Origin of the sequence: Microcystis aeruginosa NIES-2549, from assembly GCF_000981785.2 — a bacterium.
Lineage (GTDB): Bacteria > Cyanobacteriota > Cyanobacteriia > Cyanobacteriales > Microcystaceae > Microcystis > Microcystis aeruginosa_C.
The window spans coordinates 2,884,543-2,910,356 of record NZ_CP011304.1; the positions used below are offsets into that span (position 1 = coordinate 2,884,543).

Here is a 25,814-nt window from a genome sequence, read left to right on the forward strand (position 1 = left end):
TTGGGGAGAAAAGCAGGAGATTTTTGGGGAATAACAAGGATTTTTCTCTAGAAAAATTGCCCTTGCCTCCCCGTGTCTCCCACTGCTCTTTGTAATATCTCGACAGACGATTATTCTTCTTCTTCGTAATCCTCCTCGAAATCTTCTTCCTCCCCTTCCTCATCAGCTGCTGACCAGCTGTCGCTGATAGGTTGGCGACTAAAGCGACTGCTGCCGCGGGAGGAGAGGAAAGCCATCTCATCATCCTCTAAATCGACCACATCACCCTCAGCGTAGGCGCGAGCGGTTTGATCGTCAAGAATCATATCGCTATCGTCACTACTATCGCCGAAACCGGGACGGGGGGGGAAGCCGATCGCGCCGGGGGCAGCGTAATAGCTACGATTGTTGTAGTTATATTCCTCCTCTGGGGGGGTGTAATCGCTGATCCCCGCCGTGTTTTCGTGGGAATTGAAGCCAGTACCCGCCGGAATCAGACGACCGATAATCACGTTTTCCTTGAGACCGCGTAACCAGTCGGACTTGCCTTCGATCGCCGCTTCGGTGAGGACGCGGGTGGTTTCTTGGAAGGAGGCGGCACTGATAAAGCTATCGGTATTCAAGGAAGCTTTGGTGATCCCCAGTAGTACAGGCGTATATTTAGCCGCCGCCCCACCGGTGATCGACATGGCTTCGTTTACTGTTTCCACCTGTCGCAGTTCCAACAATTCCCCGGGTAACATACTGGTATCGCCGCCGTCATCGATCCGCACCTTAGAGGTCATCTGACGCACAATCACTTCAATATGTTTATCGGCAATATCGATCCCCTGGGACTGATAGACCGACTGTACCTGATCGACGAGGAACATCTGGGTTTTTTCCAAGGCTTTCAGGGCTGCCTCGTAACTGCCCAAGCTATCCACATAATAATTAAAGAACACCTCTAAAATCTCGTGCGGATTAGCCTGACCATCGGTTAACGCCTGACCCACATCAATACGCTGATTATCGCTCACCAGAGGGTTTTGACTGCCTAAAAGCGGATATTCACTGATCGTGCCGTCATCCTCGACCACCTTAATATCGACGATCTCAGAATCTTGGTACTCCACTTGACAAAATCCCGGTTTGCGTGCTAGGACACAAGCCTCTTTCGGCTTACGCGCTTCGAGCAGTTCTTCGATTCTGGGTAAACCTTGAATGATATCCCCAGTTTTCGAGCGCTCAAACACCAACAGGACCAAATTATCGCCCCTTTGGACTAGATCTCCCTCATCGATGTGCAGAATGGCCCCCGCCGATACTCGGTAGGGTCGGGCGCTACGCAGACGGATTTCGTAGCCGGTGGCGGTTTTGTCAACGGCCAGCACTTGACCGGAATTGGGGGCTAAAACTCCGGCACCGATCTCGGTTTCGGCGATCACCAGATCCCCAGCTTTGACGGTGGGAGCAACAGCCTTGCCCTGAGCTACGTCGAAGGGGAGCGGGAGAATAAACTCGTCACGGTCACTCACAATTAAAAGACGGCGCACCGCTTCGCTACCCTTGCGAATCCCGCGAATTTCTCCAACTTCCTTACACTGGATCTCGGTTCTGGCCACCACTGCTCCAGGTGGAATTTCATCGCCATCTTGGACGAGAACGCGAGTCTGAATATTCCCCCCTAAAGGATCACTATCACTATCCCGACGCAGCACCAGAGATTCCAGAATAACTAACTGTAAACGCTGACAATCGCTGTCCTCAATCGGTTCTAACTCGATATCAGCCGTCAGATGGGAGACTGATTCTGGTTCTTCGCTAGAAATTTCTAGGACTAATTGGGTGCTAATCAGTTGACAACCCTCAACGGATTTAACTCTTTCCCCGTCTTTAAAGAAGATGCGCTGCACCGATCGCAGTTCGATATGTCGTCCTCCTTCTTGGTTAGCGGAACCTTGGGTGGGAGAAGTGGATTGGTCCTGTACGGTGAACTCCTGTACCGGTCGCAGCAGTAACCCCAAACCCTCGTTAGTTTCTACCCATTCGGCTTGCCGTAACTCCTCGATCGTCACTTCGGGAGTCAACTGTGTTCCGGGGTAAATTAACTGTTCTTGGGCAATTCCGGAGGATTCTGGTTCGAGATCCATAAATAACAGCCCCGGTTTGACAATAATCTCCCGGAGGATGTCATTTTTCTGGATAACTTCCACCACACCGCTAGAGTTACAGAAGATGTCTTTAACCACTTCTTCCCCTGCCTCCACATACTGCCCATCTTCCACCTGTAAGAGGGAGATATCTTTATTGACTTCGTGGGTTTCTTCGGGAATCCAGAGGATCGTGCCGCCTTTAGTGATTTCATAACCCTGTTTGCGGCTGCCTTTGGAGACTTCGATATCGACGTATTTAATCATGCCGCCGGTGTGGGTTTGATAGCGATCATCGATTAACTCAGCGACAATGGCATGATTCTGTACTTTTGTCCCCGGAGTGGTTTTCAGCAGGAAGCGTTGACCATCGGCCGTATGAATAATAAATTGTTCCCGACCGGCACTACTTTCTACTTTTACTTCGGCCTGATCCAAAGACACGGAAGCGGTGACGATATCGATTTCCCGGCTATTGGGGGCTAAACGCACCAAACCGCCGTTAGTGGATACCAACTTAGTTTCCGCCAGAACATCCCCCACTTGTACTTGATCGCCGTTACTGACCACGGGTTCAGCCCCTGGGGGCAAGTTATACACTTCTCCGGAGAGAATCCATAGTAATCCCCCCCGTTGGGCGATGCGGGTGGTGTTGCCTTGGCGATCGGTTTTTTCTTCTGGGACTAATTGGGAGAATAGCACCTCGCCGGCTAAGTCACTGGTTACGTCTTTTGTGGCTTTTTCCGTGGATTTTTGGACTTTATCGGAGGTAATTTCCGCTAGTAACTGTTCCTCGCTTACTGTTGCCCCATCGGTGACGAATAGCAGCGACCCCGGAGTCAAAGAGTAGGTGACGGTTTCCTTAGTTTTATCCTTGGGCGTTAATTTAATTTCCCCCGGTGCCTCCACTTGATCCCGTTCATCCCCGTGGCGAGTGCGCACGTTACGGATACTTAACCCCGGCAGAAAACGCACAGTTCCCTCGAAGGGACTCCGCACTTGCCGGGCCACTTCTCCGGTAAATACGCCCCCGGTGTGGAAGGTACGCATGGTTAACTGAGTCCCCGGTTCTCCGATCGATTGGGCGGCAATAATTCCCACTGCTTCCCCCATATCCACCGGATGACCGTGGGCCAGACTCCAACCGTAACAGGTTTGACAAACCGAGCGGGCTGCTTCACAGGTTAAGGGGCTGCGGACTTTGATTTTATCGACCAGTTTGCCCAATTTTTCGGCGGTTTCGTCATCGATAATCTGGTTGCGGGTGGCGATCACTTCTCCATTGACCACCACATCTTCGGCCAGGGAACGACCTAATAGGCGATCGCTTAAGGGAATTAACACACGATCGCCATCGGTCATGGCGGTTAATTCGATGTAACGATTGGTGCCACAATCGGCCTCGCGGACGATGACATCTTGGGACACATCGACGAGACGACGGGTCAGATAACCGGAATCTGCCGTCCGTAAGGCTGTATCAACTAAACCTTTGCGGGCCCCGTAGGAGGAAATAACGTATTCGGTAACGGTCAATCCTTCCCGGAAGTTAGTCTTAATCGGGAGGTCGATAATTTCCCCCTGGGGATTAGCCATTAATCCCCGCATTCCCACTAACTGACGCACTTGGCTCATATTACCCCGCGCTCCGGAGAAAGCCATCATATAGACGGAGTTGAGGGGATCGGTGACTTGGAAGTTGCGAATTACTTCATCTTTAAGGGATTCAGATGTACTATTCCAAGTGTCAATTACTTTTTGGAAGCGTTCCACTTCAGTGATTTCCCCGCGCACATAACGCTGTTCGGTTTGCCGGATTTCCTGTTCGGCACTTTCGATCATTTGTCGTTTAGCTGGCGGTACGGTTAAATCATCCACACTAATGGAAACCCCTGCTTTGGTAGCGAAACGAAAACCGAGGTTTTTCAATTCATCGGCCATTTGTGAACAGCGCGCCGAACCGTAGTTTTGATAGGCCCAAGCGATCAGTTTTTTCAGTTTTCCTTTGTCAACAGTTTGGTTATAAAACATCTCGATCCGGGTAACAAGTAAACAGCTATTAGCTATCAGCATTCAGCATTCAGCTATCAGTTAGAAAAGGGAACAGGAAACAGGGAATAGGAAACGGGGAATAGGCAAATTTTTACTTTACTGTCCTTTTTTTGGCTTTTTCCTGGAAAATTCTCTCCTGTCTCCTGACTGGAAAGAGGGTGTAGGGTGTGGGGTGTGGGGTGTGGGGAAAGAAACCTCTTTCATCTGTGGGGGTGAAAATTTTTTCATCGGGACTGACTCCTGACTTCTCACTGATAACTGATAACTGATAACTGATAACTGAAATTACACTTCCGATTCTTCTTCCTCAAGGTCTTCCGTGGTTAAGGATTCGTAGGTGGGGCGAGAGGGGGCGCGACGGCCGACATCGACCATCAGATCCACCTCCACATCGCGGGAAGTACCATCGGGGGCATTTTCCACCTTGTGAACGGCGATATCGAGGCCGAGGGATTGCAATTCTCGCATCAAAACCTTAAAGGATTCTGGCGTACCCGGGCGGGGAATCGGCTTGCCTTTTACGATCGCATTTAAAGCCTCATTCCGTCCTTGCATATCGTCGGATTTCACCGTTAGCAATTCCTGCAAGGTATAGGCCGCCCCGTAGGCCTCCAGGGCCCAGACTTCCATTTCTCCGAAGCGCTGGCCTCCCTGTTGAGCTTTACCGCCCAAGGGTTGCTGAGTAACCAAGGAGTAGGGACCGGTAGAGCGGGCGTGAATTTTATCATCAACCAGGTGAACCAGTTTTAACATATAGGCCATACCGACGGTAACGGGACGGTCAAAGGGTTCGCCGGTGCGACCATCATAAACCGTGACTTTGCCGGCGTGTTCTTCCTTGAACACCCAATCGCGATTGGGTTTTTTCGAGGCATTTTCGAGCAATCCGTGAACGGTTAAACGGCTGGCTTCTTCCCCATACATTTCGTCAAAGGGAGTAATCTTAAAGCGTACGCCCAGATTTTCGCCGGCCCAACCCAGTAAACATTCAAACACCTGACCGACGTTCATGCGACTGGGAACCCCTAGGGGATTGAGAACGATATCGACGGGGCGACCATCGGGTAGGTAGGGCATATCTTCTAGGGGCAGAATGCGAGAAATAATCCCTTTATTGCCGTGACGACCCGCCATTTTATCGCCCACTTGGATTTTGCGTTTTTGGGCAACGTAGACCCGCACCACCATATTAGCCCCGGGGGGTAATTCATCCCCCTGTTCGCGGGTAAATACCCGCACATCTACTACCCGGCCTTTTTCGCCGTTGGGGACGCGGAGGGAGTTATCGCGTACATCCCGTGCCTTTTCGCCGAAAATTGCCCGCAGTAGTTTTTCTTCAGGAGGTTGGTCTGATTCGCCTTTCGGGGTGACTTTCCCGACGAGGATATCGCTGGCTTCTACCCAGGCACCGACGCGAATAATGCCGCGTTCATCGAGGTTTCGCAGGGCATCTTCACCGACGTTGGGAATTTCCCTGGTGATTTCCTCAGGTCCAAGTTTAGTTTGACGGGCTTCGATTTCGTATTTTTCGATGTGGATACTGGTATAGACATCTTGTGCCACCAGTCTTTCACTGATTAAAATTGCGTCTTCGTAGTTATAGCCTTCCCAGGGCATATAGGCGACGAGGATATTCTGGCCGAGGGCGATTTCTCCTCCTTCGGTGGCGGAACCATCGGCGAGGATCTGTCCGGGGACAACCTGTTCACCTTGATAGACTAAAGGACGCTGATTTAAGCAGGTATCTTGGTTAGAGCGTTGATATTTCTGAATTTCGTACTCGATCTCGCTCTTGCCAAAAATCTCTTTGTCTTGATCCGCTACTTTGATGCGAATCCGGTTAGCATCGACGTAGGAAACGACCCCATTGGTACGCGAAACGATGACCATGCCAGAGTCGCGAGCGGCCTGTGCTTCCAATCCCGTTCCCACAAGGGGACGTTCGGGACGCAGCAGGGGAACCGCTTGTCGCTGCATATTAGAACCCATGAGGGCGCGGTTAGCGTCGTCGTGTTCGAGGAAGGGAATCAGGGAAGTGGCCACCGAGACAATTTGCACGGGGGAAACGCAAACGTAGTCCACTTGTTCGGGGGAAGTGGTGGAGAATTCCTGCCGATAGCGCACTGGGATAGTTTCGCCGAGGATATAACCATTTTCATCGGTGGCCACGTCTCCCGGTGCGACTCTGAGATCGTCTTCTTCGTCGGCGGTGAGGTATTTAACGGGGAGATCGTAGCGGACTCGGCCATTTTCCACCACATAACAGGGGGTTTCAATAAAACCGTAGTCGTTGACGCGAGCGTAGGTGGCCAGGGAACCGATTAAACCGGCGTTGGGGCCTTCTGGGGTTTCCACCGGACAAATGCGACCGTGGTGGGAGGGGTGAATGTCGCGCACGGCAAAACCGGCCCGTTCCCGGGTGAGACCGCCGGGGCCAAGGGCGGAAATGCGGCGTTTATGGGTCAATTCCGCTAGGGGGTTGGTTTGATCCATGAACTGGGAGAGTTGCGAGGAACCAAAGAATTCTTTAATCGCCGCTACTAGGGGTTTCGGGTTGACTAGGGAAGCGGGGGTGAGGTTTTGGGATTCGCTGACGGTCATCCGTTCCCGAATGATTCTTTCTAAGCGGTTTAAACCTACTCGCACTTGGTTTTGTAGCAGTTCACCCACGGAACGGACGCGACGATTGCCGAGGTGGTCGATGTCGTCGGTGTTGCCGATGTCAAATTCGAGGTTAATTAGGTAGTCGATCGCCGCTAAGATGTCGGTGGTGGTGAGAACGCGCTGGTTATCGGGGACGTTGAGGCGTAGTTTTTTGTTGAGTTTATAACGACCAACGCGCCCGAGATCGTAGCGTTTATTGTCAAAAAAGCGCGATTCGAGCAGTTGTTGTCCGCCGGTGACGGTGGGAGGTTCTCCGGGGCGTAGTTTGCGGTAGAGGTCGAGGAGGGACTCTTCTTCGCTGGGATTGCCTTCTTTGTCGAGGGTTTTTTGGTAAAATTCGGGATGGCGTAGGGAGTCAAAGATTTCGTTATCGCTCAATCCGATCGCTTTCAGGAGAACTTGGGCGGATAGTTTGCGAGTTTTGTCGATTCTGACCCAGACTAAGCCGTTTTTGTCGGTTTCAAATTTTAACCAAGCTCCTCGGTTGGGAATCAGGGAAGCAGAGTAGGTGCGGCGACCGTTTTTGTCGATTTCGGCTTTGTAGTAAACGCCGGGGGAACGGACGATCTGATTGACGATGACTCGTTCGGCCCCGTTAATGATAAAAGTCCCCCGTTCGGTCATCAGGGGTAAATCGCCGATAAAGACTTCCTGTTCGATGTTTTCTCCCGTTTCTTTGTTGATTAAACGGGTGGGAACGTACATCTGAACGGAATAGGTGCTATCGCGTCGTTTGGCTTCATCGACGTTGTATTTTGGTTCTTTGAGTCTGTAGTCCTGGCCGAGAAAATGTAGTTCTAATTTACCTGTATAGTCGCTGATGGGGGAAAAGCTGTTCAGTTCCTCGATTAGTCCTTCTTCCAAAAACCACCGAAAACTGGAGTGTTGGATTTCGATGAGGTCGGGTAAGAGATTAAAGGTAAGATTGTTCATTATGGTTACAAGGGCTGATGACACGATAGCGACGGTCGGATATCAGTGAGCAGTTTTCTTTGGTTCAGTTATTTCTGTTTCCTGAATCCTGTTTCCTGTCTAATAAACTATGTTTTTTAACTGGGGAGTTGAAATAAGTTGCGGGCGTTGTGGGTGGTTTGTTCGGCTAGGGTTTCGACCGGATAGCCGCGCAGGCGGGCGACGGTTTCGGCCACATGGAAGACGAAAGAGGGTTCACAGGGTTTACCGCGGTGGGGATTGGGGGAGAGAAAGGGGCAATCGGTTTCGATCAGTAGGCGATCGCTGGGGACGATTTGGGCGGCAGCTTGCACGGTTTTACTGTTTTTGAAGGTGACAATGCCGCTAAAGCTGATGTAAAAACCCAAATCTAAAAACCATTGAGTTTCTTCGGGGTTGCCCGTCCAGCAGTGCATCACGCCGCGAATTTGGCCCACTTGTTGCCGAAAGGCGCTGATTTCCTCCCGCATGACCATGGCCGCATCTCGACAATGGATAATCACGGGTTTATCGAGACGATGGGCGATTTCTAGTTGCGTCCAAAAGACCTGTTTTTGCTGCTCTTGATTATCCGCTTTATAGAAATCTAAACCCATTTCCCCGATCGCCACAACGCGCCGATCAGATCGGGCTAGGGATTCGATCTGATCGGCACTATTATCTCGCCATTTTTGGGCATCTAGGGGATGTAAACCGACGGCGAAGGAAATTTCCTCAAATTGATCAGCAATGGCTTTAATCGCCGCAAATTCTTCCGGTTCAACACAGGAGTGAACCAGATGAACGACTCCTACACTTCGCCAACGTTCGGAGATAGCGGGCAAGTCGGCTTGCAAAACGTCAAAGTTCAGATGAACGTGCGTATCTATTAATTGCATCAACCCCCGATCGCTTGTTGCGTCTGTCCTGATTACAGCTTACTCGTTTCTTAGGAAGCTTGGCTAACTTTTTGCAAAGCTTTGGCTAAACTGGCTTTTTTTCTAGCACCGTTGTTTCGGTGCAAGACGTTGCGCTTGACGGCTTTATCGATTTTACTGTAGGCTTCAGATAGAGCTTGTTGGGCGCTTTCTAAGCCTTCTGGGCTGGGGTTGGCTCCGTAGGCCGAGACAGCGACAAGACATTTTTTGATCAGGGTTCTTACGGCTGACTTGTACGCTTTGTTGCGTAGACGATTTCTTTCGGAGATTTGGACTCGTTTGAGTGCAGACTTTGTATTAGCCACAGTCGTTTCTTGTTCTCAATACTGGTATGGTTAATCGGGACACAGACAAACCATCATAACAGATTTGTGCTATTTGTTGCAAGAGTTTTCTGGACAAGATTGACGCAACCCCACAGACGGGGAAGGATTGAGGGTTAAGGGGACTGCTAAACCTAAATTCACGTTCAGGGGATTTTGCCGTGACTGTGCCGATAACTAATGGCCAAACTTGTCCTGAGGGGCTAAAGTGTGCTATAAGCAGTCAGACCCTACCCTGGTCTTTATTCTTTCCGATTAGGTAAATTACTAATGACTCAACCGAAACGCGCCCTCATTACCGGCATCACCGGTCAAGATGGTTCCTATCTGAGCGAATTGTTACTAGAAAAAGGCTATCAAGTCCACGGTATCATCCGTCGTACCTCAACTTTTAACACCGATCGCATCGATCATATCTACACTGACCCCCACCAGCCCGATACTAAATTATTTCTTCATTATGGCGACCTCACCGACGGGACGACCCTGCGGCGTATTCTCGAACAAGTGCAGCCGGTAGAAGTGTATAATTTAGGGGCCCAATCCCATGTGCGGGTTAGTTTTGATGCCCCAGAATACACCGTTGATGCTGTGGGGGTGGGAGTTTTAAGATTACTAGAAGCAATTCGGGATTACCAAAAAAGAACCGGCATCGAAGTGCGTTTCTATCAAGCAGGTTCCTCGGAAATGTTCGGGAAAGTCATGGAAGTTCCCCAAAAAGAAACCACGCCATTTTATCCCCGCAGTCCCTACGCTTGTGCGAAAGTTTACGGTCACTGGCAAACAATCAACTATCGGGAATCCTACGACTTATTTGCCTGTAACGGCATTTTATTTAACCATGAATCCCCCCGGCGTGGAGAAACTTTTGTCACGCGCAAAATTACCCGCGCTTTGGCCCGAATTATTGCTGGACAACAGAAAAAACTCTATTTAGGAAATCTCGATTCTAAAAGGGATTGGGGTTATGCTAAGGATTATGTGCGGGCGATGTGGTTAATGTTACAACAGGAAGAACCGGATGATTATGTAGTGGCGACAAATGAAACCTATTCTATCCGGGAGTTTCTCGATATTTCTTTCCAATACGTTAATTTAAATTGGCAGGATTATGTGGAGTTTGATGAACGTTATTTGCGTCCGGCGGAAGTGGATTTATTAATAGGAGATTCCACAAAAGCCAGGGATAAATTAGGTTGGCAGCCGTCGGTGACGTTCGAGGGACTGGTAAAATTAATGGTAGATGCGGATTTAGCGGCTTTGGGGATTAATCTTAATAACGCTGGTGATAGCGAACAGTTATTAAAAGATTTGGCTTATCTTCGCAATCGTTCCTTAATTGCCGTCGATTAAAAAGTCGGGTGGGTTAGGGAAGCGCAACCCATCCCCCGTCTTGATCCATCGCCATTTTTACCTGACTTTTAGGAATAAATAGGGTCTTTTTCCAGCAAACCTAGCAATTTTTGCATTTTAATCCAAGCCCTTCTCATTTGCCAGAATTTACTTTTTTCCATTGCGGCTATTTTACTGTCAGCTTCTCGATAATCCAATTGGGTTTTTTGCAATTCTTGTTGCAATTCTTGTTCATGAATTTCTAATTGTTTAATTCGTTCTCTAGCCTGTTCCAACTGAGCGAATATATCGACTTTTAAGGTGACTAAAGCGGCAAAAATGGCTTGGATATTTTGGGAGTAAAGTTGGGGATGATTATAGAAAAGCTGCGTATAGGAATAAATATAGTGTTCTGCGGTCATTGAGCGACTCATAGAATCAGCTTTTTGTCGATAGAAAAATAACACTTCTGGGATACGATAGACTTCTCGACCTAATTCGATCAGAGATAACCAAAAATCGTGATCTTCCCAACCATAAATTAAATTAGTATTATAGCCCCCCACAGTTTCCCAGTCGGATTTCCGAAACAAACCGGAGCAAAATATCATATTATCTACTAATATATCTGGAAATTTATACTCAGGCAGCGGCCAAATTCCTTGTCTATCCCCAAAATACTCCGCTTCGCAATAAACTATCCCTAATTGCTCATTACTTTCTAGCAAAGTAACCGCTTTTTCTAGATAAGAATCGGCAATTTTATCATCGGCATCAAGGGGAAGAATATAGGTTCCTTGCGCTTGGGCAATTCCTAGATTTCTCGCTGTGGCAACCCCTTGATTTTCTGTGCGGATGATCCGGGTTTTTGGCTGTTGATAATCTTGTAAAATCTCGATGGTTTCCGGTTCTGTGGAGCCATCATCGATGACAAGGATTTCAAGGCTTTGGTATTTTTGTACTAAAAGAGATGAGATCGCATCATCAAGATAGCGACCTTGATTATAGCAAGGAATAATTACGGAAACTTGAGGAGCATGACTCATTGGGGCAATTCTCTCCTACTCGATCAAAAACTAGGTTATCAATAGCTTATCCCAAAAGTTCCCCTTTCTCGTTTTTCTACGTCAAGGAAGTGTTGATATCCCCACTAGCAATTTCGGGATAGTAGGACATATTCTGGATAAATCCTTAAATTATTCTGATGGTTGGACAAAATCACCCAATTGGGTGATCCCCGTGAGGGAAGTATCTCTTTTTAATAGAGGATAAGTTATTCAATAATCCGATTATCGTTACAAATGATCCTTAGTCATGGAAGCTCATCAACAAAAACAACTCCGCACTTTCCTCTTGGAAAAATTAGCCATTTCCCCCCGTTCCTTCGATATGGCTGTGCGTCTCTGTGAAGCATCGGTGGGTTCTTTGCCGATGGTTTTATGGCAGTACGGTTTAATAGATTTGTCGCAATTGAATCAAGTTTTTGACTGGATGGAAACTGTCTAATTATTTTTCAAGATAGGACATTAATTATCATTTTTATTAAGAAAATTGACCAAGCTCTAGAGCTGCAAGTTACTGCAATTTAAGTAGGTGGGTGAAATTAAATATAAGATAGACTTAGATTAGATTGAGGGGGAAAACCGAACAACCGCATGGGTTACGCTGTCGCTAACCCATCCTAGAAATAATTATGCTTTCCCACTTATTTAATTTTATACCCCTTGATCGTCATTTTGCTTGTCATGACAGTAAGATAGGAAAAAACTTAATTAATATGGCATAGGTTCTTGAGTTAGGCATCGACTAAATGGAACTCTTTCAGGGCCGGATAGAAGTTGAGATTTTCGTGACCCAGACGACTAAGTTTAATCAGGGCAAAACGTTGGGATGGTTGCAATTTTTGCCATTGTTCTAAACTAATTTCGATCTGGAATTCTCGGGCTTTTTGTAGGACTGTATCGGGAATCTGGCTATCATCTAGCCAAGCGGGATGGGGATCTATCGCTAGTTCTCCTGGGGGATTACCAGTTTTTTCGATGATTAATTTTTGCAGAAAATCTCGATAGATTTTGGCTTCTGCTGCCGTCGTACAAGCCATATTAACTAATACCATTCTTTCCGGTTGACTCAACTGCATCCAATGGGATAATTTTAATTTAACTCCACAGGTATCTAGTTTCATTCTCACGGTCATCGGGATACAACGCAAGGAGTCAACAAATTCGGCTTCAAAGTCGAAAAAGGTGGTCATATCATTTCATCGGTTTACTGAGGATAAATTTATGATACAGTGTCGCGGGATAACTGCTAATCAAAATGATATTTTTATTGAATAAAATTGGCTCGATATTGATGACTAGAGACGAGAATTTTCTCTAGTTCCTGCCATTTTTCTCCTGCAATATAGTCAATAACTTTATCAAGATTTTGCCGATAATTGGTCAAGGATATCAATAAAGCTTGACGATTGTATTTAGCCATCATTAAACCTAATTCGGGATTACCGCCACCGACGCGACTGGTATCGCGAAAACCAGAACTAGCTAAATTTTCCGCTAATTCGCGAATATTCAGGTCTTGTTCTTTCGCACAAGCTTGGATTAAACTGGTACTAATCATTACTGGCAGATGGGAAATCCAAGCCACGGCTCGATCGTGTTCTTCGGGGGAAGAATAATAAATTTGACAGCCTAATTGTTGTACTATTTCGGTTAAGATTTCCACGGCAAAATTAGGAGTAGATTCAAGGGGAGTAATCAGATATGGGGCATTGACAAATAAATCAAATTGTGCCGCATTAATTCCCTGTTCGGTTTTCCCTGCCATAGGATGACTACCGACAAAATTTGGCCATAATTGACTACAATTGTCCACAATTGCCCCTTTAACCGATCCCACATCGGTGACAATGGCTTGGGGTTTTAAATAGGGAGTTAATTTTTGCAAAGTTGGCACAATTAAATGTATGGGAGTACAGATAAAGATTAAATCGGCAGTAGCCAATAACTCTAAACTGGTACTAGATTCATCTACCACGCCTTTTTGTACAGCGATATCACAGGTGGATTGTTGACGGGAAACTCCCAAAACCTTATAAGCTTGCGATCGAAAATCTAACCCCAAAGAACCACCGATTAAACCCAGTCCAATAATGCCAATATTCATTAGTTTTACTCAAAGATAATTTCGTCTTCCACTCGCCAAGCGGGATCAACAATGCACAAAAAAATTAAGGGTTCCTCGCCACAATTATGAATATATTGTTTAGCTAGAGGAGGTATATAAATGGCGGCACCGACAGTCACTAATTGCACTTCCTCATCGATGTGCATTTCCCCTTGTCCTTGCAAAATATAATAAACTTCCGCAGTTTTTAAAGCGTGGGGAGTAGAAGTTTCCCCCACATCTACCTGGGCGTGGGCTAAACTATAACGTAGATTTAACGGCTGTTTATCGGGATGCAATAACTCCCGCAATCGGGTATGATCACCGGCGATGAATTCCTCGCATTCGAGCAGTTTTCTGATTAACATGGTAGAGTTAAACCTCGAAGATTGTTTTTATTTTATCATTGAGTCAAAGGCTAAAGACTAATAGCCGTTATCATAGAAATATTCAGCATCGCCAGAATTAACGAATGACTTGGTTAGAACATAGTGTACAGGTAGAAGTGGACGCGCCGATCGATCTGGTTTGGGATCTCTGGTCAGATTTGGAACAAATGCCCCAGTGGATGAAATGGATCGAATCGGTGAAAATTCTCGAGGAGGATCCAGAGCTTTCCCGTTGGAAGTTAGCCAGTGGTGGTCTAGAATTTACTTGGTTGTCACGGATAATGAAAATTGTCCCCCACCAGATGATTCAATGGGAATCCGTGGACGGTTTGCCTAACCGCGGGGCGATTCGTTTTTATGACCGTCATGGTAGGAGTATTGTGCGACTGACAGCAGCCTATGCTATACCGGGTTGGTTAGGAAAATTGATGGATAATCTTTTCCTCGGTCGAGTGGTGGAATCGACCCTGCAAGCTGATCTAGAGCGTTTTCGCCTTTATGCGCTCAATATTGTCAATAATACGCCGCCAAGCTGAGGTAATCATCCGTAGTAAGCTGTTGACTATCTAAAGCACTTGTTAAGACTGTCTATGAGTAAGGAGAAGGCGAGCAGTTGTACTGTCTTAATACCAAGTTTTAAGGCAGTACAGCTTATTGCTGACTACGGACGACCGACTCCCCAAAACGGAAACTTCCTACCTCACCATGAAGATAACTGCCATAAGATTTAAGAGCCTGTTTAACTATAAACTGGGTACACTCGCTTAACAAAAATTTTTTTAGACAGATCTTGGACAGAATCGGGAATCCAGTGTTAAACTGCCTCGATAAGATGATGTCACTCTCAAAGCCCTTCACTATATAATCCAATGGTAATACAATCGGTCAGTTTAACAGTTAAGGACTATAAGTCTAACATTCCCGTGGCCATCTTGTGTGGTGGCAAAGGAACCCGACTACGGGAAGAAACCGAATTTCGACCTAAGCCGATGATTGCCATCGGAAATCGACCGATTATTTGGCATATCATGAAAACTTATGCCCAATATGGGTTAACTGACTTTATGCTCTGTCTAGGGTATAAAGGGGAAATAATCCGGGACTATTTCTTTAACTATGATTGGAATCAAAGTGATGTCCTCTTAGAGTTAGGCAATAAAAAAGTGACCAAACTCGATAGTGGACACCAGGAGGAAGACTGGCGTATTTGGTTAATTGATACGGGACCCGAAACCATGACGGGAGGCCGTCTTAAACGTCTCACCCCTTACATAGAGAGAAGTGGAAGCGAGATCTTTTTGGCCACCTATGGGGACGGGGTTTGTGATGTGAATATTGCGGATCTGTTGGACTTTCATTACTCTCATGGGAAATTAGCCACGATGACGGCGGTTCGTCCTTCTTCTCGCTTTGGCGAGTTAATCATTGAGGGTAATTTAGTCACCCAATTCCAAGAAAAGCCCCAAACGGCTGAAGGATGGATTAATGGGGGGTATTTTGTCTTAAATCGCAAGGTTTTGGATTTAATTGAGGGGGATGCGACGACTTTTGAAGCACAGCCCCTAAGAACCCTGGCTGCTTTGGGAGAACTCGCCGTCTATAAGCATGAAGGGTTTTGGCAGTGTATGGATACTTATCGAGAAATGGAAATGCTCAATCACCTTTATGACACTGGACAAGCTAGATGGAAAATATGGTAAAGGAAGCATTTTAGCCTGGCAAAAAAGTCTTTATTACTGGTCATACGGGCTTTAAGGGGTCTTGGCTGGCCTTTTGGTTACTCCATCTGGGGGCAGCGCTAAAAGGCCTCAGTTTAGCTCCCAATACCACCCCCGCCTTATTTGACCAATTAGACTTAGCTCAGAACCTGAGTCATCATAACCGAACTCAAGTCATTGACAGATAATCAATCCTTTAATAGCAGGGGGGACTAAGTGGACATAGTGAATTCAATACATCTCCAGATTAAGCAGATGCTCAAAAAGCCATCAAAAATTGATGGCAGATTTTTGGTAATTGCTGCAGTCTTAGGATATTTTGGGTTATTGTATGTAGCTAATTTTTTTGTTCCCTATCACAATTTTTGGTGGAGACTTGGGGTTCCTGCGGCTACAAACCCCTTTATCGATCTTGCAGCCGTATTAGGTGCTTTTGATTGTGATCGATTGACTGAGGAAGTTTCGCTAACAAATAATTCTTGCTTCAATCAAATATCTTATCCTAGTAGTTGGTCTTCGTTAACTTGGCTGGGGTTAGAGCAGCGTGATACTATATTTTGGGGAGTTTTCTTTGCTTTAATCTTTTATGGGATAACTTTAATTATCATTGGCAGATTAAATTATCAAGAAGCTGTAGTTTATGCCCTAATTTTATGCTCACCACCGGTAATGCTTTTAGTGGAACGTGGCAACGTAGATATTGTTATCTATTCTTGGCTGGGTGTCGCACTAATGATAATTAAGAATAGCCGAGAATTAATTTTTAGGTTGTGTGCCTACTTATTAATATTTTTTTGGGGAGTTGTTAAACTATTTCCCATTTTCGGTCTGGCAGTAATTATTAAAGAAAAAAGAAATCTATTTCTGTTCTTGTCGGCTATTTTTACCACTGCTTTTATTACTTATTTTCTCGCTAGTATAGGGCAGTTGAAAACTATCTCAAGCGTTCATGATGGGAGAATTTGGTATAGTTTTGGCTATAAAGTCCTCTTTGGTGCAGTCACATATATTCTATCAAAGCTTACTAGCGGCGAAACTGATCTTAAAAATACGATCATATATATGATGTATATAATTATGATTTTATTTACTATGTCAATCTTGACCAGATTTTTATTGTCGAAATTTAAAATTTTTCGAGAATGGCTTAGGTCTGATTTTGTGTCAGCAGATTCGAGCAAATCTTTAGATAAAAGTCCATATATTGATTACTTCCGTCTTGCGGCAGCAATTCATTTAGGAAATTTTCTTGTTATTGGCATGCTTTATGATTACAAATTAACTTTTCTAATCTTTGCCCTTCCTCAAATCTTGGATTGGATTAAGCAAGAAAATCAATTGAGCTTACCTGCCAGTATGGGTTTAGTCGCTATGGTGGCAACCTTTTACGCAAGTCCATTTTTATATCCTTGGTTAGTTGATGAAATGATCAATTGGCTCTTAGCTGCCAATTTATTATACATGGCAATTCTCTCTATGCCTGAATGGCTAAAAAGTTTAGTCCATAGGAGATTATCTGGCAAATTTTCCGTATAAAAGTTTAACCCCGGGCTAATATATAGCAAAATTAGATGAATTGTCAAATCCCCTTAAGCAATTGACATCCTCGGTCAAGTTCCTGTATAGTAGCTCCCAAAGAGTTAGGGGGATGGGTTTAAGCCTTGACGAAAACTCTTTGGGAGCGATTACTTGCACAAAGCTGCTGCAATTAACTGAAAACCCAGTATAGCGAGTCTATTTGACTTGTGAACAATAATAGCTCCCCTCTCCTTCCAGGATGAGCCTGATGGGTTTTGGCAGTGTATGGATACTTACCGAGAAATGGAAATGCTCAATCACCTTTATGACACTGGACAAGCTAGATGGAAAATATGGTAAAGAAAGCATTTTGGCCGGGCAAAAAGGTCTTTATTACTGGTCATACGGGCTTTAAGGGGTCTTGGCTGGGGTTTTGGTTACTCCATCTAGGAGCAGAGGTAAAAGGCCTCAGTTTAGCTCCCAATACCACCCCCGCCTTATTTGAGCAATTAGACTTAGCTCAAAACCTGAGTCATCATATAGGAGATATTCGAGAGCCTGAGTTAGTGGCTCGTTTAATCGCTTCATGGCAGCCGGATGTAGTCTTTCATTTAGCGGCACAACCCCTAGTGCGGCTTTCTTATCTTGAGTCGGTGGAAACGTGGAACACAAATGTTATGGGGACTATTCACGTTTTAGAGGCCCTCAAGAGCCTGAATCATCCCTGTGCCGCCGTGTTTATTACTAGCGATAAGTGCTATGAGAATCGGGAATGGGTCTATGGTTATCGGGAAAATGACCCCTTAGGGGGTTATGATCCCTATAGTTCTAGCAAAGCGGGGGCGGAACTGGCGATCGCATCTTGGCGCAGTTCCTTCTTTAAAACTCCTCAAACCGCCATCGGCATTGCCAGCGCCAGGGCCGGAAATGTCATCGGTGGCGGAGATTGGTCTCTAGACCGGATTGTACCCGATGCAATGCGGGCCTTGATGAAGTCCGAAGCGATTCCGGTGCGGAACCCTCTAGCGACTCGCCCTTGGCAGCACGTTTTAGAGCCTTTAGGGGGCTATTTACGGTTAGCTGAGTCGATTTATGAGCAGTTGATGACGGCTAATTGGCAGCAAGACAGCCGGGGGTTATATGGGGCGTTTAATTTCGGTCCGTCTCTGACTTCTAATCGTCCGGTTAAAGAGTTAGTTGAGTCTATCCTACAACTTTGGCCGGGGACTTGGCTCGATCAAAGTGATCCGAAGGCTGTTCATGAGGCTAAATTGCTTAATCTAGTCACAGATAAGGCTTTCCATACCCTAAAATGGCAACCCGTCTGGGATTTTCGGCAAACCCTCAAGGAAACCGTGACATGGTATTATCAAGCGGCGCAAATGGACTCTCAAGATAAGGCACAATTCCAGGAACTTACCCGCCAACAAATCGAATATTATCAAAGTTGTCTGAGCGATTAGTGAACTCAAGGCTGATAATAGTGCAAATTAAGTGATAATTAAGTTCAAATTTCTCCCCTGAAAGGAAATTAACCATGACTCAATCTATTTCTCCCCTCAATACCAATACTGAAGCAGAACTGCGAGAGCAAGTCTTTCAAGCCGTACAAGAATATTATAAGCACAAATTTCACCCCCGGGCTTTTGTGGCGGGGCAGACCTATATTCCGGCATCGGGTAAGGTATTTGATGAGCAAGAATTAGTCAAATTAGTGGATTCTTCCCTAGATTTTTGGTTAACGACGGGCAGATATGCGGCAGAATTTGAGGAACGTTTTGCCCAGTGGATGGGGGTAAAACATTGTTTATTAGTCAATTCCGGCTCTTCGGCCAATTTAGTGGCCTTAAGTGCCTTAACTTCCCCTAAACTGGGGGAAAAACAACTTAAACCGGGGGATGAAGTCATTACCGTCGCCGCAGGTTTCCCGACTACAGTTAATCCCATCTTTCAAAATCAGCTAATTCCGGTCTTTTTAGACGTTAAATTACCCGGTTATGACCTTGATATTGATCAACTGGAATCGGCCTTGTCAGAGAAGACTAAAGCGATTATGATCGCTCATACCTTGGGAAATCCGTTTAATTTAGAAGCGGTGATGGCTTTTGCCGAAAAACATGACCTCTGGGTAGTCGAGGATAACTGTGACGCGGTGGGAAGTCTCTATAAAGGGCAAAAAACTGGCACCTTTGGGCATTTAGCAACGGTTAGCTTTTATCCTGCTCATCACATGACTATGGGAGAAGGGGGAGCGGTTTTAACCAGCGATACCCGCTTGAAAAAGATTGTCGAGTCATTCCGTGACTGGGGGAGAGATTGTTGGTGTCCTCCGGGTGTAGATAATACCTGTAATAAGCGCTTTGGTTGGCAGTTAGGAGATTTACCCTTTGGTTATGACCATAAGTACACCTATTCTCATGTGGGTTATAACCTGAAGATGACCGATATGCAAGCCGCCGTCGGGGTAGCGCAACTGGATAAATTGCCCGGATTTATCAAAAAGCGTCGGGAAAATTTCGACTTTTTGCATCAAAAGTTACAGGAGCTTCAAGATGTTTTAATTCTGCCTGAAGCCAGCCCGGATTCTGAACCGAGTTGGTTCGGGTTTCCGATTTTTGTTAAGGAAAATGCTCCTTTTAGCCGCAATGATTTGGTTAAGCATTTGGAGGAAAAACGCATCGGCACAAGGCTATTATTTGGGGGAAATTTACTGCGACAACCTCTTTATAAGGGGTTAAATTATCGAGTTATTGGGGATTTAAGTAATGCCGATAAAATCATGAGTAGTGTTTTTTGGCTGGGCATTTATCCCGGATTAACCGAGGAAATGTTAACCTATGTAGCAACGACCATCAGAGAATTTTGTCATGGCCAATAAAATTACCGAACTTTTGGGACAAAAGTTCAGGTTAAGGAAAATATGGCGGCTCTTCTCGTTTCTGTGTGGAAGGAAGAAGAATAGGGATGATTTTCCAAAAGTATAATGTTCAAAGTCTTGCTAGGCAAGACTTCTAGGAATTATAAGCACTGATTATAGAAAGTCGAGAAGACTCAAAATATGAAAGTATTGATTACTGGTGCCAGTGGTTTTGTTGGTTCCCATGTAGCAAGGCTTTTAATAGCCGAAGGGTGTGAGGTACACGCACTTGTGCGAGAAAACGGCGAACAATGGCGAATTCAAGATATTCTTCCATCACTACATTTATGGCAATCTGACTTAGTAGCATTTGAAACAGTGAATGCTTATTTACAGAAAATCAAGCCTGAATTGTGTATTCACTTAGCTTGGTATGTTGGGTCAGGAAAACAACTAAATTCTCGGGAAAACTTGAATTCATTTCAGGCAAGTCTTAATTTATTCTCTCAACTAGCTGAAGTAGGTTGTAAGCGGTTTGTGGGTATAGGGACTTGTTTTGAGTATGATTTCAATCTAGGATATTTTTCTGAATCAAGTCCGACAAAACCCATCACCTTATATGCAGCGACCAAGGTGGCACTATTCACTATTTTACAACAACTAGCCCAGAGCGCCGAAGTAGAGTTAACATGGGTTCGTTTGTTTTATCAGTATGGTCCAATGGAGGATGAGCGACGGTTAATTCCGTCGGTTATTTGTTCACTGCTGCGGGATGAAGTGGTAAAAACAACTAAAGGTGAACAAGTTCTGGATTTCCTTCATGTTGAGGATATAGCATCGGCAATTTGGGCAGTTGCGAAGAGCAACGTTTCAGGTGTAGTTAATGTTGGTTCTGGTCAACCTGTAACCGTTGGACAAATAGCACTTGAACTTGGTAATTTATTAGGTAAACCTGATTTAATTCATCTGGGTGCTTTACCTTACCGTCCCAATGATCCCATGTTTATTTGTGCTAATAATGAGTTGCTTAGGAGAAAGACTGATTGGACACAAAAATATAATTTAACGACGGGATTAAAAAATACAATTGAATGGTATAAAGACCATTTAAACATAAATAAAATTGAGGAAATTTAAGATGAGTAAAAAATTAATTAGTGTTGTTACTCCCTGCTACAATGAACAAGATAATGTTGAGTTTTCATATACTGAGGTCAAAGATATTTTTGCAAGATTAGGAAAGTATGAATACGAACATATTTTTATTGATAATGACTCTCAAGATAAAACAGTCAGTATATTAGAGAAAATCTCTCAAAGCGACTCTAGAGTCAAAATTATCATTAACGCTAGGAATTTTGGCTTTGTTCGTTCTACCTATTACGGCCTCTTACAAGGAACTGGAGATGCGGTTATTTTAGTCTTCGCCGATTGTCAAGATCCTCCCGAACTAATCGTCGATTTTTTAGAAAAATGGGAGGAAGGCTATCAAGTTGTTAAAGGAATTAAAAGCTCGAGTCAAGAGAATTCTTTGGTCTATGGTATAAGAAAATTTTATTATTTTTTAGTTAGGACTCTATCAGAAGAGATTGACTTAACTGCTAATTTTACGGGCTTCGGTTTATATGATCACAAAGTGATAGAAGCATTGCGTTTGATCGATGATCCTTATCCCTACTTAAAGGGTCTTATTTCAGAAGTCGGTTTTAAGAGCACTAAAATCGAATATCATCAGCAAGTCAGAAAACGAGGTAAGAGTAGTTTCAATTTTTATCGAATGTACGATCTGGCAATGCTGGGCATCACTACCTATTCTAATTTTCCGCTAAGATTGGCGACAATGATCGGGTTCGCTCTATCTCTAGTGAGTTTTCTGGTCGGTCTGGTGACTTTGATTTTGAAGCTTCTGTTTTGGAACCTTTTCCCCATAGGAATAGCAGCGATCATTATCGGATTGTTTCTTTTTTCTTCTGTACAGTTATTTTTTATAGGTATTTTAGGAGAATATATTGGTTTGATAAATAGACGAAGCTTAAAAAGACCTCTAGTGGTAGAGAGAGCGCGAGTCAACTTTGATATTAAATAGTGAACAGTATTTTTAGACAATTTCGTACCGAAATGAGAATTTATTAACATGGAACGCCATACTAAAATCAGATTTATTAGCACAATTATAGTTATAGGCTTTGCCATCGCCGTTTTTTATCACTACAGGATGGGAGCTTATTTAGGCAATCAACATCCTCTTAATACTTTTTTATTTACACCTAACGATAAGTTTAATGACTTTTGGAACATGGTTAAATTTATCAAAGAACTTAATCCCTACAGAAGTGATGTTTATATTTTTGGTATATATAGCAAAGAGCGGGGTGGTTAGGACAATCAATCGCTGAAACCCTTGACCGATAAGAGTTTGAAAATTGAAAGCGTCCTAACTAACTCGTTCTATGCCATATTATCCATTGGGGGAGTTATTTTTCTTCCCGTTTACTATATTTAAGAGCAGAGATTTAGCACTATTAGTATTTTTGAGTATTTTTGGCTCTACCGAACCTGTCATGTAAAACTATCAACAATTCGTGCTTGTAAAGTTTGTATACTAAGGCTTTGAGTTTTTGTTAGATTGATATTTATCAACTTTAGAGCATTGCTGGGCAGAGAGGGAGCTTGAGGAATTTTCTACAGTGTAAGTTCGGAAGAACCTTTTTGATTGGGTTTCACTACTTTTGAGACCCTATTCTGTACTATCGTTAATAATAGTAGGATTGGTAAGTTTATACATTCTGACTAAGGAGAAACTTTTCTGGAAAAAACTAGCTCTTTTAGTTTTTGTGATGAATGTTATCCCCCCCACATCAGGAGATTATCGACTGCTCAATCTTTTTATTCCTTTGGCTTTTTTTATTAATGAACCAAAGTCAAGTAAGTTTGATTTAGCCTATCTGATCCTGTTTGGTCTTTTGCTCATTCCCAAAAATTACTTTATTATTCCAGCCATGACCGATATCGGACTTAGCATAGGAGTTATTATTAATCCATTGTTAATGTTAATATTTGGGTTTTTGATTATTAAGGAAGGATTAAGTAAGACAACAAGAGATATACCCAAACAAAGCCTTGATAGGTCAGTTCGAGAATAAGTTTAACCTGATTGCCCAATTGTGAGAGACAATAGACAAAATATGACTAATACTGACAATTGAGAGCGCTAGGGGTTGACATTGATGATAGTTTATGATAGGAAAGTAGCACCAGTTGTTCACCCCAACTAATCCAATGGCTGAAGAAACCCTCCTAATTGCAGCTAACCCACAAGGGATCAAGCTACCACCGACCCAAGATGAGCTACCTTCTGATGATGGTATTCCCATGGAAACCCAGCGACACGGACTGCAAATGCAGTTATTAGTTAGACCTCTCTCCCAATGGTTAAAAACTCAGGGACGAGAAGCGTTTGTCGGAGGCAATATGTTTGTTTACTTTAGCCCTAATCAAGTGCGTAACGAGGATTATCGCGGGCCCGATGTATTTGTAGTTGTGGACGTGCCTCGAAAAGAAAGGAAAAGCTGGGTCGTCTGGGAAGAAGAGAAAGCCCCTGATGTGGTGATTGAGTTGCTCTCTGAAAGTACAGCGCAAAAAGATAAAGAAGAGAAAAAACTCATCTATCAGAATCGTTTGCGGGTGACAGAATACTTTTGGTATGATCCCTTTGACCCAGAAGATTTAGCGGGACATCGCTTAGAAGGGGGTGTTTATAAATCTTTAAACCCAGATGCTCAAGGCAGGTTCAGCAGCGAAATATTAGGGCTAGTGTTAGTGCGGTGGCAGGGAATTTATGGGGATGAACAAGAGCCGATTACTTGGCTACGTTGGGCAACAGCAGAGGGGCAATTGCTCCCCACCATAGAGGAGTTGGCCGAGCAGGAAAAGCAACGGGCTGAACGCTTGGCAGCAAAATTAAGAGCGCTAGGAGTTGAAGTTGATGATAGTGTATGAAATAATTGCAGGCATTGTCCACCTACAGGTCTATTTGATAATTAATTTAATGCACCTACTTAGTCGTGGACAGTTTATGAGAGCTTATTAAATATAGGAAGGACTGTTTACGACAATGACACCATCTACAATTAATTTGTTCAAAAAATCAACGATAATCACCTGGGAAAAACTGCCAGATGATTTTATTCTACCTGACGAACCTGTGGACAACAACTTGCAACCCCTATTAGCAGCAGCTTTACGAGAATCGTTAGAATTAGCAGGACTAATTCTAGAATCGATGCTAATTGCCTCTAATTTTGGCTTGTGTGCTACCGTTAAAACTCAAACTGTTGTCAAAGCACCTGATTGGGTTTATATTCCCTCAGTAAAACCGATTGCTAGTGGAGAAATTCGGCGCAGTTATACTCCCCATCTCCAAGGAGAAATTCCTACCATCGTCCTAGAGTTTATCTCGGAAACCGAAGGGGGTGAGTATTCCATCAATCCTCACTATCCCTATGGAAAATGGTATTTTTACGAGCAAATCTTACAAGTACCTGTCTATGGAATATTTCAGCCAAAAACAGGAGAATTAGAAATTTATCGATTGAATCAAGGAAGGTATGAACAACAAAAACCTGATGAAAACAATCGTTATTGGATAGCAGAGATTAACTTATTTTTGGGAGTCTGGCAAGGAACCAAAGCTGAATTTACTACTAATTGGTTGCGCTGGTGGGATAAGTCGGGCAATCTGTTATTATGGGGGAGTGAGTTAGTAGAGCAAGAAAAGCAACGGGCAGAGCAAGAAAAGCAACGAGCCGCGCAAGAAAAACTGAAGGCCGAGCAAGAAAAGCAACGGGCCGAACGCTTGGCGGCACAATTGCGATCGCTGGGAGTTGAAGTTGATGATAGTGTATGAGATAATTGCAGGCATTGTCCACCTAGATGTCTATTTTATAATTAATTTAATGCACCTACTTAGTTGCGGGCAGTTTATGAGAGCTTATTAAATATTAGGAAGGACTGTTTACGACAATGACACCATCTACAATTAATTTGTTCAAAAAATCAACGATAATCACCTGGGAAAAACTGCCAGATGATTTTATTCTACCTGACGAACCTGTGGACAACAACTTGCAACCCCTATTAGCAGCAGCTTTACGAGAATCGTTAGAATTAGCAGGACTAATTCTAGAATCGATGCTAATTGCCTCTAATTTTGGCTTGTGTGCTACCGTTAAAACTCAAACTGTTGTCAAAGCACCTGATTGGGTTTATATTCCCTCAGTAAAACCCATTGCTAGTGGAGAAATTCGGCGCAGTTACACTCCCCACCTCCAAGGAGAAATTCCTACCATCGTCCTAGAGTTTATCTCGGAAACCGAAGGGGGTGAATATTCCATCAACCCTCACTATCCCTATGGAAAATGGTATTTTTACGAGCAAATCTTACAAGTACCTGTCTATGGAATATTTCAGCCAAAAACCGGAGAATTAGAAATTTATCGATTGAATCAAGGAAGATATGAACAACAAAAAACTAATGAAAACAATCGTTATTGGATAGCAGAGATTAACTTATTTTTGGGAGTCTGGCAGGGAAAAAAAGCGGAAGTAACAGCCTATTGGTTACGTTGGTGGGATAAGTCGGGCAATCTGTTATTGTGGGGGAGTGAGTTAGTGGAGCAAGAGCGTCAACGAGCCGAACAAGCTGAGTTAGAACTTGAGCAAGAACGAATTTCTCGCCAACGTTTGGTGCAAAAGTTAAAAGAGTTGGGAGTCAATCCTGAAAATCTATAGCCCATTTTAGATATTTGAATTAGT

22 protein-coding genes are annotated in these 25,814 nt (G+C 44.3%); 14 read left to right on the forward strand and 8 right to left on the reverse strand.

Annotated elements, in window-relative coordinates:
- Positions 1-110: 110 nt before the first annotated feature.
- The 4 genes from myaer_RS14230 to rpsT all read right to left on the reverse strand — a co-directional run bounded on the left by myaer_RS14230 (position 111) and on the right by rpsT (position 9,000).
- Positions 111-4,142 (reverse strand): DNA-directed RNA polymerase subunit beta', encoded by a 4,032-nt coding sequence (locus tag myaer_RS14230; RefSeq protein ID WP_046663786.1) that lies wholly within the window; start codon positions 4,140-4,142, stop codon positions 111-113.
- Between the two features lie 306 nt (positions 4,143-4,448).
- Complete coding sequence (gene rpoB / locus myaer_RS14235) at positions 4,449-7,760, reverse strand: DNA-directed RNA polymerase subunit beta (protein WP_046662572.1); 3,312 nt, start codon at positions 7,758-7,760, stop codon at positions 4,449-4,451.
- 116 nt (positions 7,761-7,876) lie between these two features.
- Positions 7,877-8,656, reverse strand: a complete 780-nt coding sequence (locus myaer_RS14240; protein ID WP_046662573.1) for a TatD family hydrolase — start codon at positions 8,654-8,656, stop codon at positions 7,877-7,879.
- A 50-nt stretch (positions 8,657-8,706) separates the two neighbouring features.
- Positions 8,707-9,000 carry a 30S ribosomal protein S20 gene (gene rpsT / locus myaer_RS14245; protein ID WP_002783892.1) on the reverse strand — a complete coding sequence of 98 codons (294 nt, stop codon included), beginning with the start codon at positions 8,998-9,000 and terminating at the stop codon, positions 8,707-8,709.
- Between the two features lie 288 nt (positions 9,001-9,288).
- Between rpsT and gmd the strand changes: the two genes are divergently transcribed.
- Positions 9,289-10,371, forward strand: a complete 1,083-nt coding sequence (gmd, locus tag myaer_RS14250) for a GDP-mannose 4,6-dehydratase (RefSeq protein WP_046662574.1) — start codon at positions 9,289-9,291, stop codon at positions 10,369-10,371.
- A gap of 68 nt (positions 10,372-10,439) precedes the next feature.
- Here gmd and myaer_RS14255 read toward each other — a convergent pair whose 3' ends face one another.
- A complete protein-coding gene (locus myaer_RS14255; protein WP_046662575.1) occupies positions 10,440-11,396 on the reverse strand; it encodes a glycosyltransferase in 957 nt (318 codons plus the stop codon).
- A gap of 268 nt (positions 11,397-11,664) precedes the next feature.
- Here myaer_RS14255 and myaer_RS14260 point away from each other — a divergent pair, with 268 nt between their 5' ends.
- Positions 11,665-11,856 (forward strand): DUF2949 domain-containing protein, encoded by a 192-nt coding sequence (locus tag myaer_RS14260; protein ID WP_002758191.1) that lies wholly within the window; start codon positions 11,665-11,667, stop codon positions 11,854-11,856.
- Between the two features lie 289 nt (positions 11,857-12,145).
- Here the strand turns inward: myaer_RS14260 and myaer_RS14265 are convergent, their stop codons facing one another.
- The 3 genes from myaer_RS14265 to myaer_RS14275 form a co-directional block, all read right to left on the reverse strand.
- Positions 12,146-12,604 (reverse strand): nitrate reductase associated protein, encoded by a 459-nt coding sequence (locus tag myaer_RS14265; RefSeq protein ID WP_046662576.1) that lies wholly within the window; start codon positions 12,602-12,604, stop codon positions 12,146-12,148.
- 74 nt (positions 12,605-12,678) lie between these two features.
- Positions 12,679-13,518, reverse strand: coding sequence for a prephenate/arogenate dehydrogenase (locus myaer_RS14270; protein ID WP_046662577.1), 840 nt, complete (start codon positions 13,516-13,518; stop codon positions 12,679-12,681).
- A gap of 5 nt (positions 13,519-13,523) precedes the next feature.
- On the reverse strand, positions 13,524-13,886 hold the full coding sequence (locus myaer_RS14275) for a cupin domain-containing protein (protein ID WP_046662578.1): 363 nt from the start codon (positions 13,884-13,886) through the stop codon (positions 13,524-13,526).
- Positions 13,887-13,990: 104 nt separating this feature from the next.
- Here myaer_RS14275 and myaer_RS14280 point away from each other — a divergent pair, with 104 nt between their 5' ends.
- The 12 genes from myaer_RS14280 (at position 13,991) to myaer_RS14350 (ending at position 25,790) form a co-directional block, all read left to right on the forward strand.
- Positions 13,991-14,443, forward strand: a complete 453-nt coding sequence (locus tag myaer_RS14280) for an SRPBCC family protein (RefSeq protein ID WP_046662579.1) — start codon at positions 13,991-13,993, stop codon at positions 14,441-14,443.
- A 333-nt stretch (positions 14,444-14,776) separates the two neighbouring features.
- On the forward strand, positions 14,777-15,607 hold the full coding sequence (rfbF, locus tag myaer_RS14290; RefSeq protein ID WP_046662580.1) for a glucose-1-phosphate cytidylyltransferase: 831 nt from the start codon (positions 14,777-14,779) through the stop codon (positions 15,605-15,607).
- Positions 15,608-15,880: 273 nt separating this feature from the next.
- Positions 15,881-17,161: a hypothetical protein gene (locus tag myaer_RS14300; protein WP_046662581.1), complete on the forward strand. Its 1,281-nt coding sequence runs from the start codon at positions 15,881-15,883 to the stop codon at positions 17,159-17,161.
- Between the two features lie 326 nt (positions 17,162-17,487).
- The gene (gene rfbG / locus myaer_RS14310; RefSeq protein WP_046662582.1) at positions 17,488-18,606 is read left to right on the forward strand and encodes a CDP-glucose 4,6-dehydratase; all 1,119 of its coding nucleotides are present in this window, start codon (positions 17,488-17,490) and stop codon (positions 18,604-18,606) included.
- Positions 18,607-18,680: 74 nt separating this feature from the next.
- Positions 18,681-20,021: a lipopolysaccharide biosynthesis protein RfbH gene (gene rfbH, locus myaer_RS14315; RefSeq protein ID WP_046662583.1), complete on the forward strand. Its 1,341-nt coding sequence runs from the start codon at positions 18,681-18,683 to the stop codon at positions 20,019-20,021.
- A gap of 180 nt (positions 20,022-20,201) precedes the next feature.
- Positions 20,202-21,137, forward strand: coding sequence for an NAD-dependent epimerase/dehydratase family protein (locus tag myaer_RS14320; protein ID WP_046662584.1), 936 nt, complete (start codon positions 20,202-20,204; stop codon positions 21,135-21,137).
- Between the two features lies 1 nt (position 21,138).
- On the forward strand, positions 21,139-22,086 hold the full coding sequence (locus tag myaer_RS14325; protein ID WP_046662585.1) for a glycosyltransferase family 2 protein: 948 nt from the start codon (positions 21,139-21,141) through the stop codon (positions 22,084-22,086).
- Between the two features lie 48 nt (positions 22,087-22,134).
- The gene (locus tag myaer_RS14330; protein WP_046662586.1) at positions 22,135-22,380 is read left to right on the forward strand and encodes a hypothetical protein; all 246 of its coding nucleotides are present in this window, start codon (positions 22,135-22,137) and stop codon (positions 22,378-22,380) included.
- 457 nt (positions 22,381-22,837) lie between these two features.
- Positions 22,838-23,143, forward strand: a complete 306-nt coding sequence (locus myaer_RS14335) for a hypothetical protein (protein ID WP_046662587.1) — start codon at positions 22,838-22,840, stop codon at positions 23,141-23,143.
- A gap of 136 nt (positions 23,144-23,279) precedes the next feature.
- Entirely contained in the window at positions 23,280-23,999 is a 720-nt protein-coding gene (locus tag myaer_RS14340) for a Uma2 family endonuclease (protein WP_046662588.1), read from the forward strand.
- A 115-nt stretch (positions 24,000-24,114) separates the two neighbouring features.
- Positions 24,115-24,906: a DUF874 family protein gene (locus myaer_RS14345; RefSeq protein ID WP_046662589.1), complete on the forward strand. Its 792-nt coding sequence runs from the start codon at positions 24,115-24,117 to the stop codon at positions 24,904-24,906.
- Between the two features lie 116 nt (positions 24,907-25,022).
- Positions 25,023-25,790, forward strand: coding sequence for a Uma2 family endonuclease (locus myaer_RS14350; protein WP_046662590.1), 768 nt, complete (start codon positions 25,023-25,025; stop codon positions 25,788-25,790).
- Positions 25,791-25,814 lie beyond the last annotated feature (24 nt).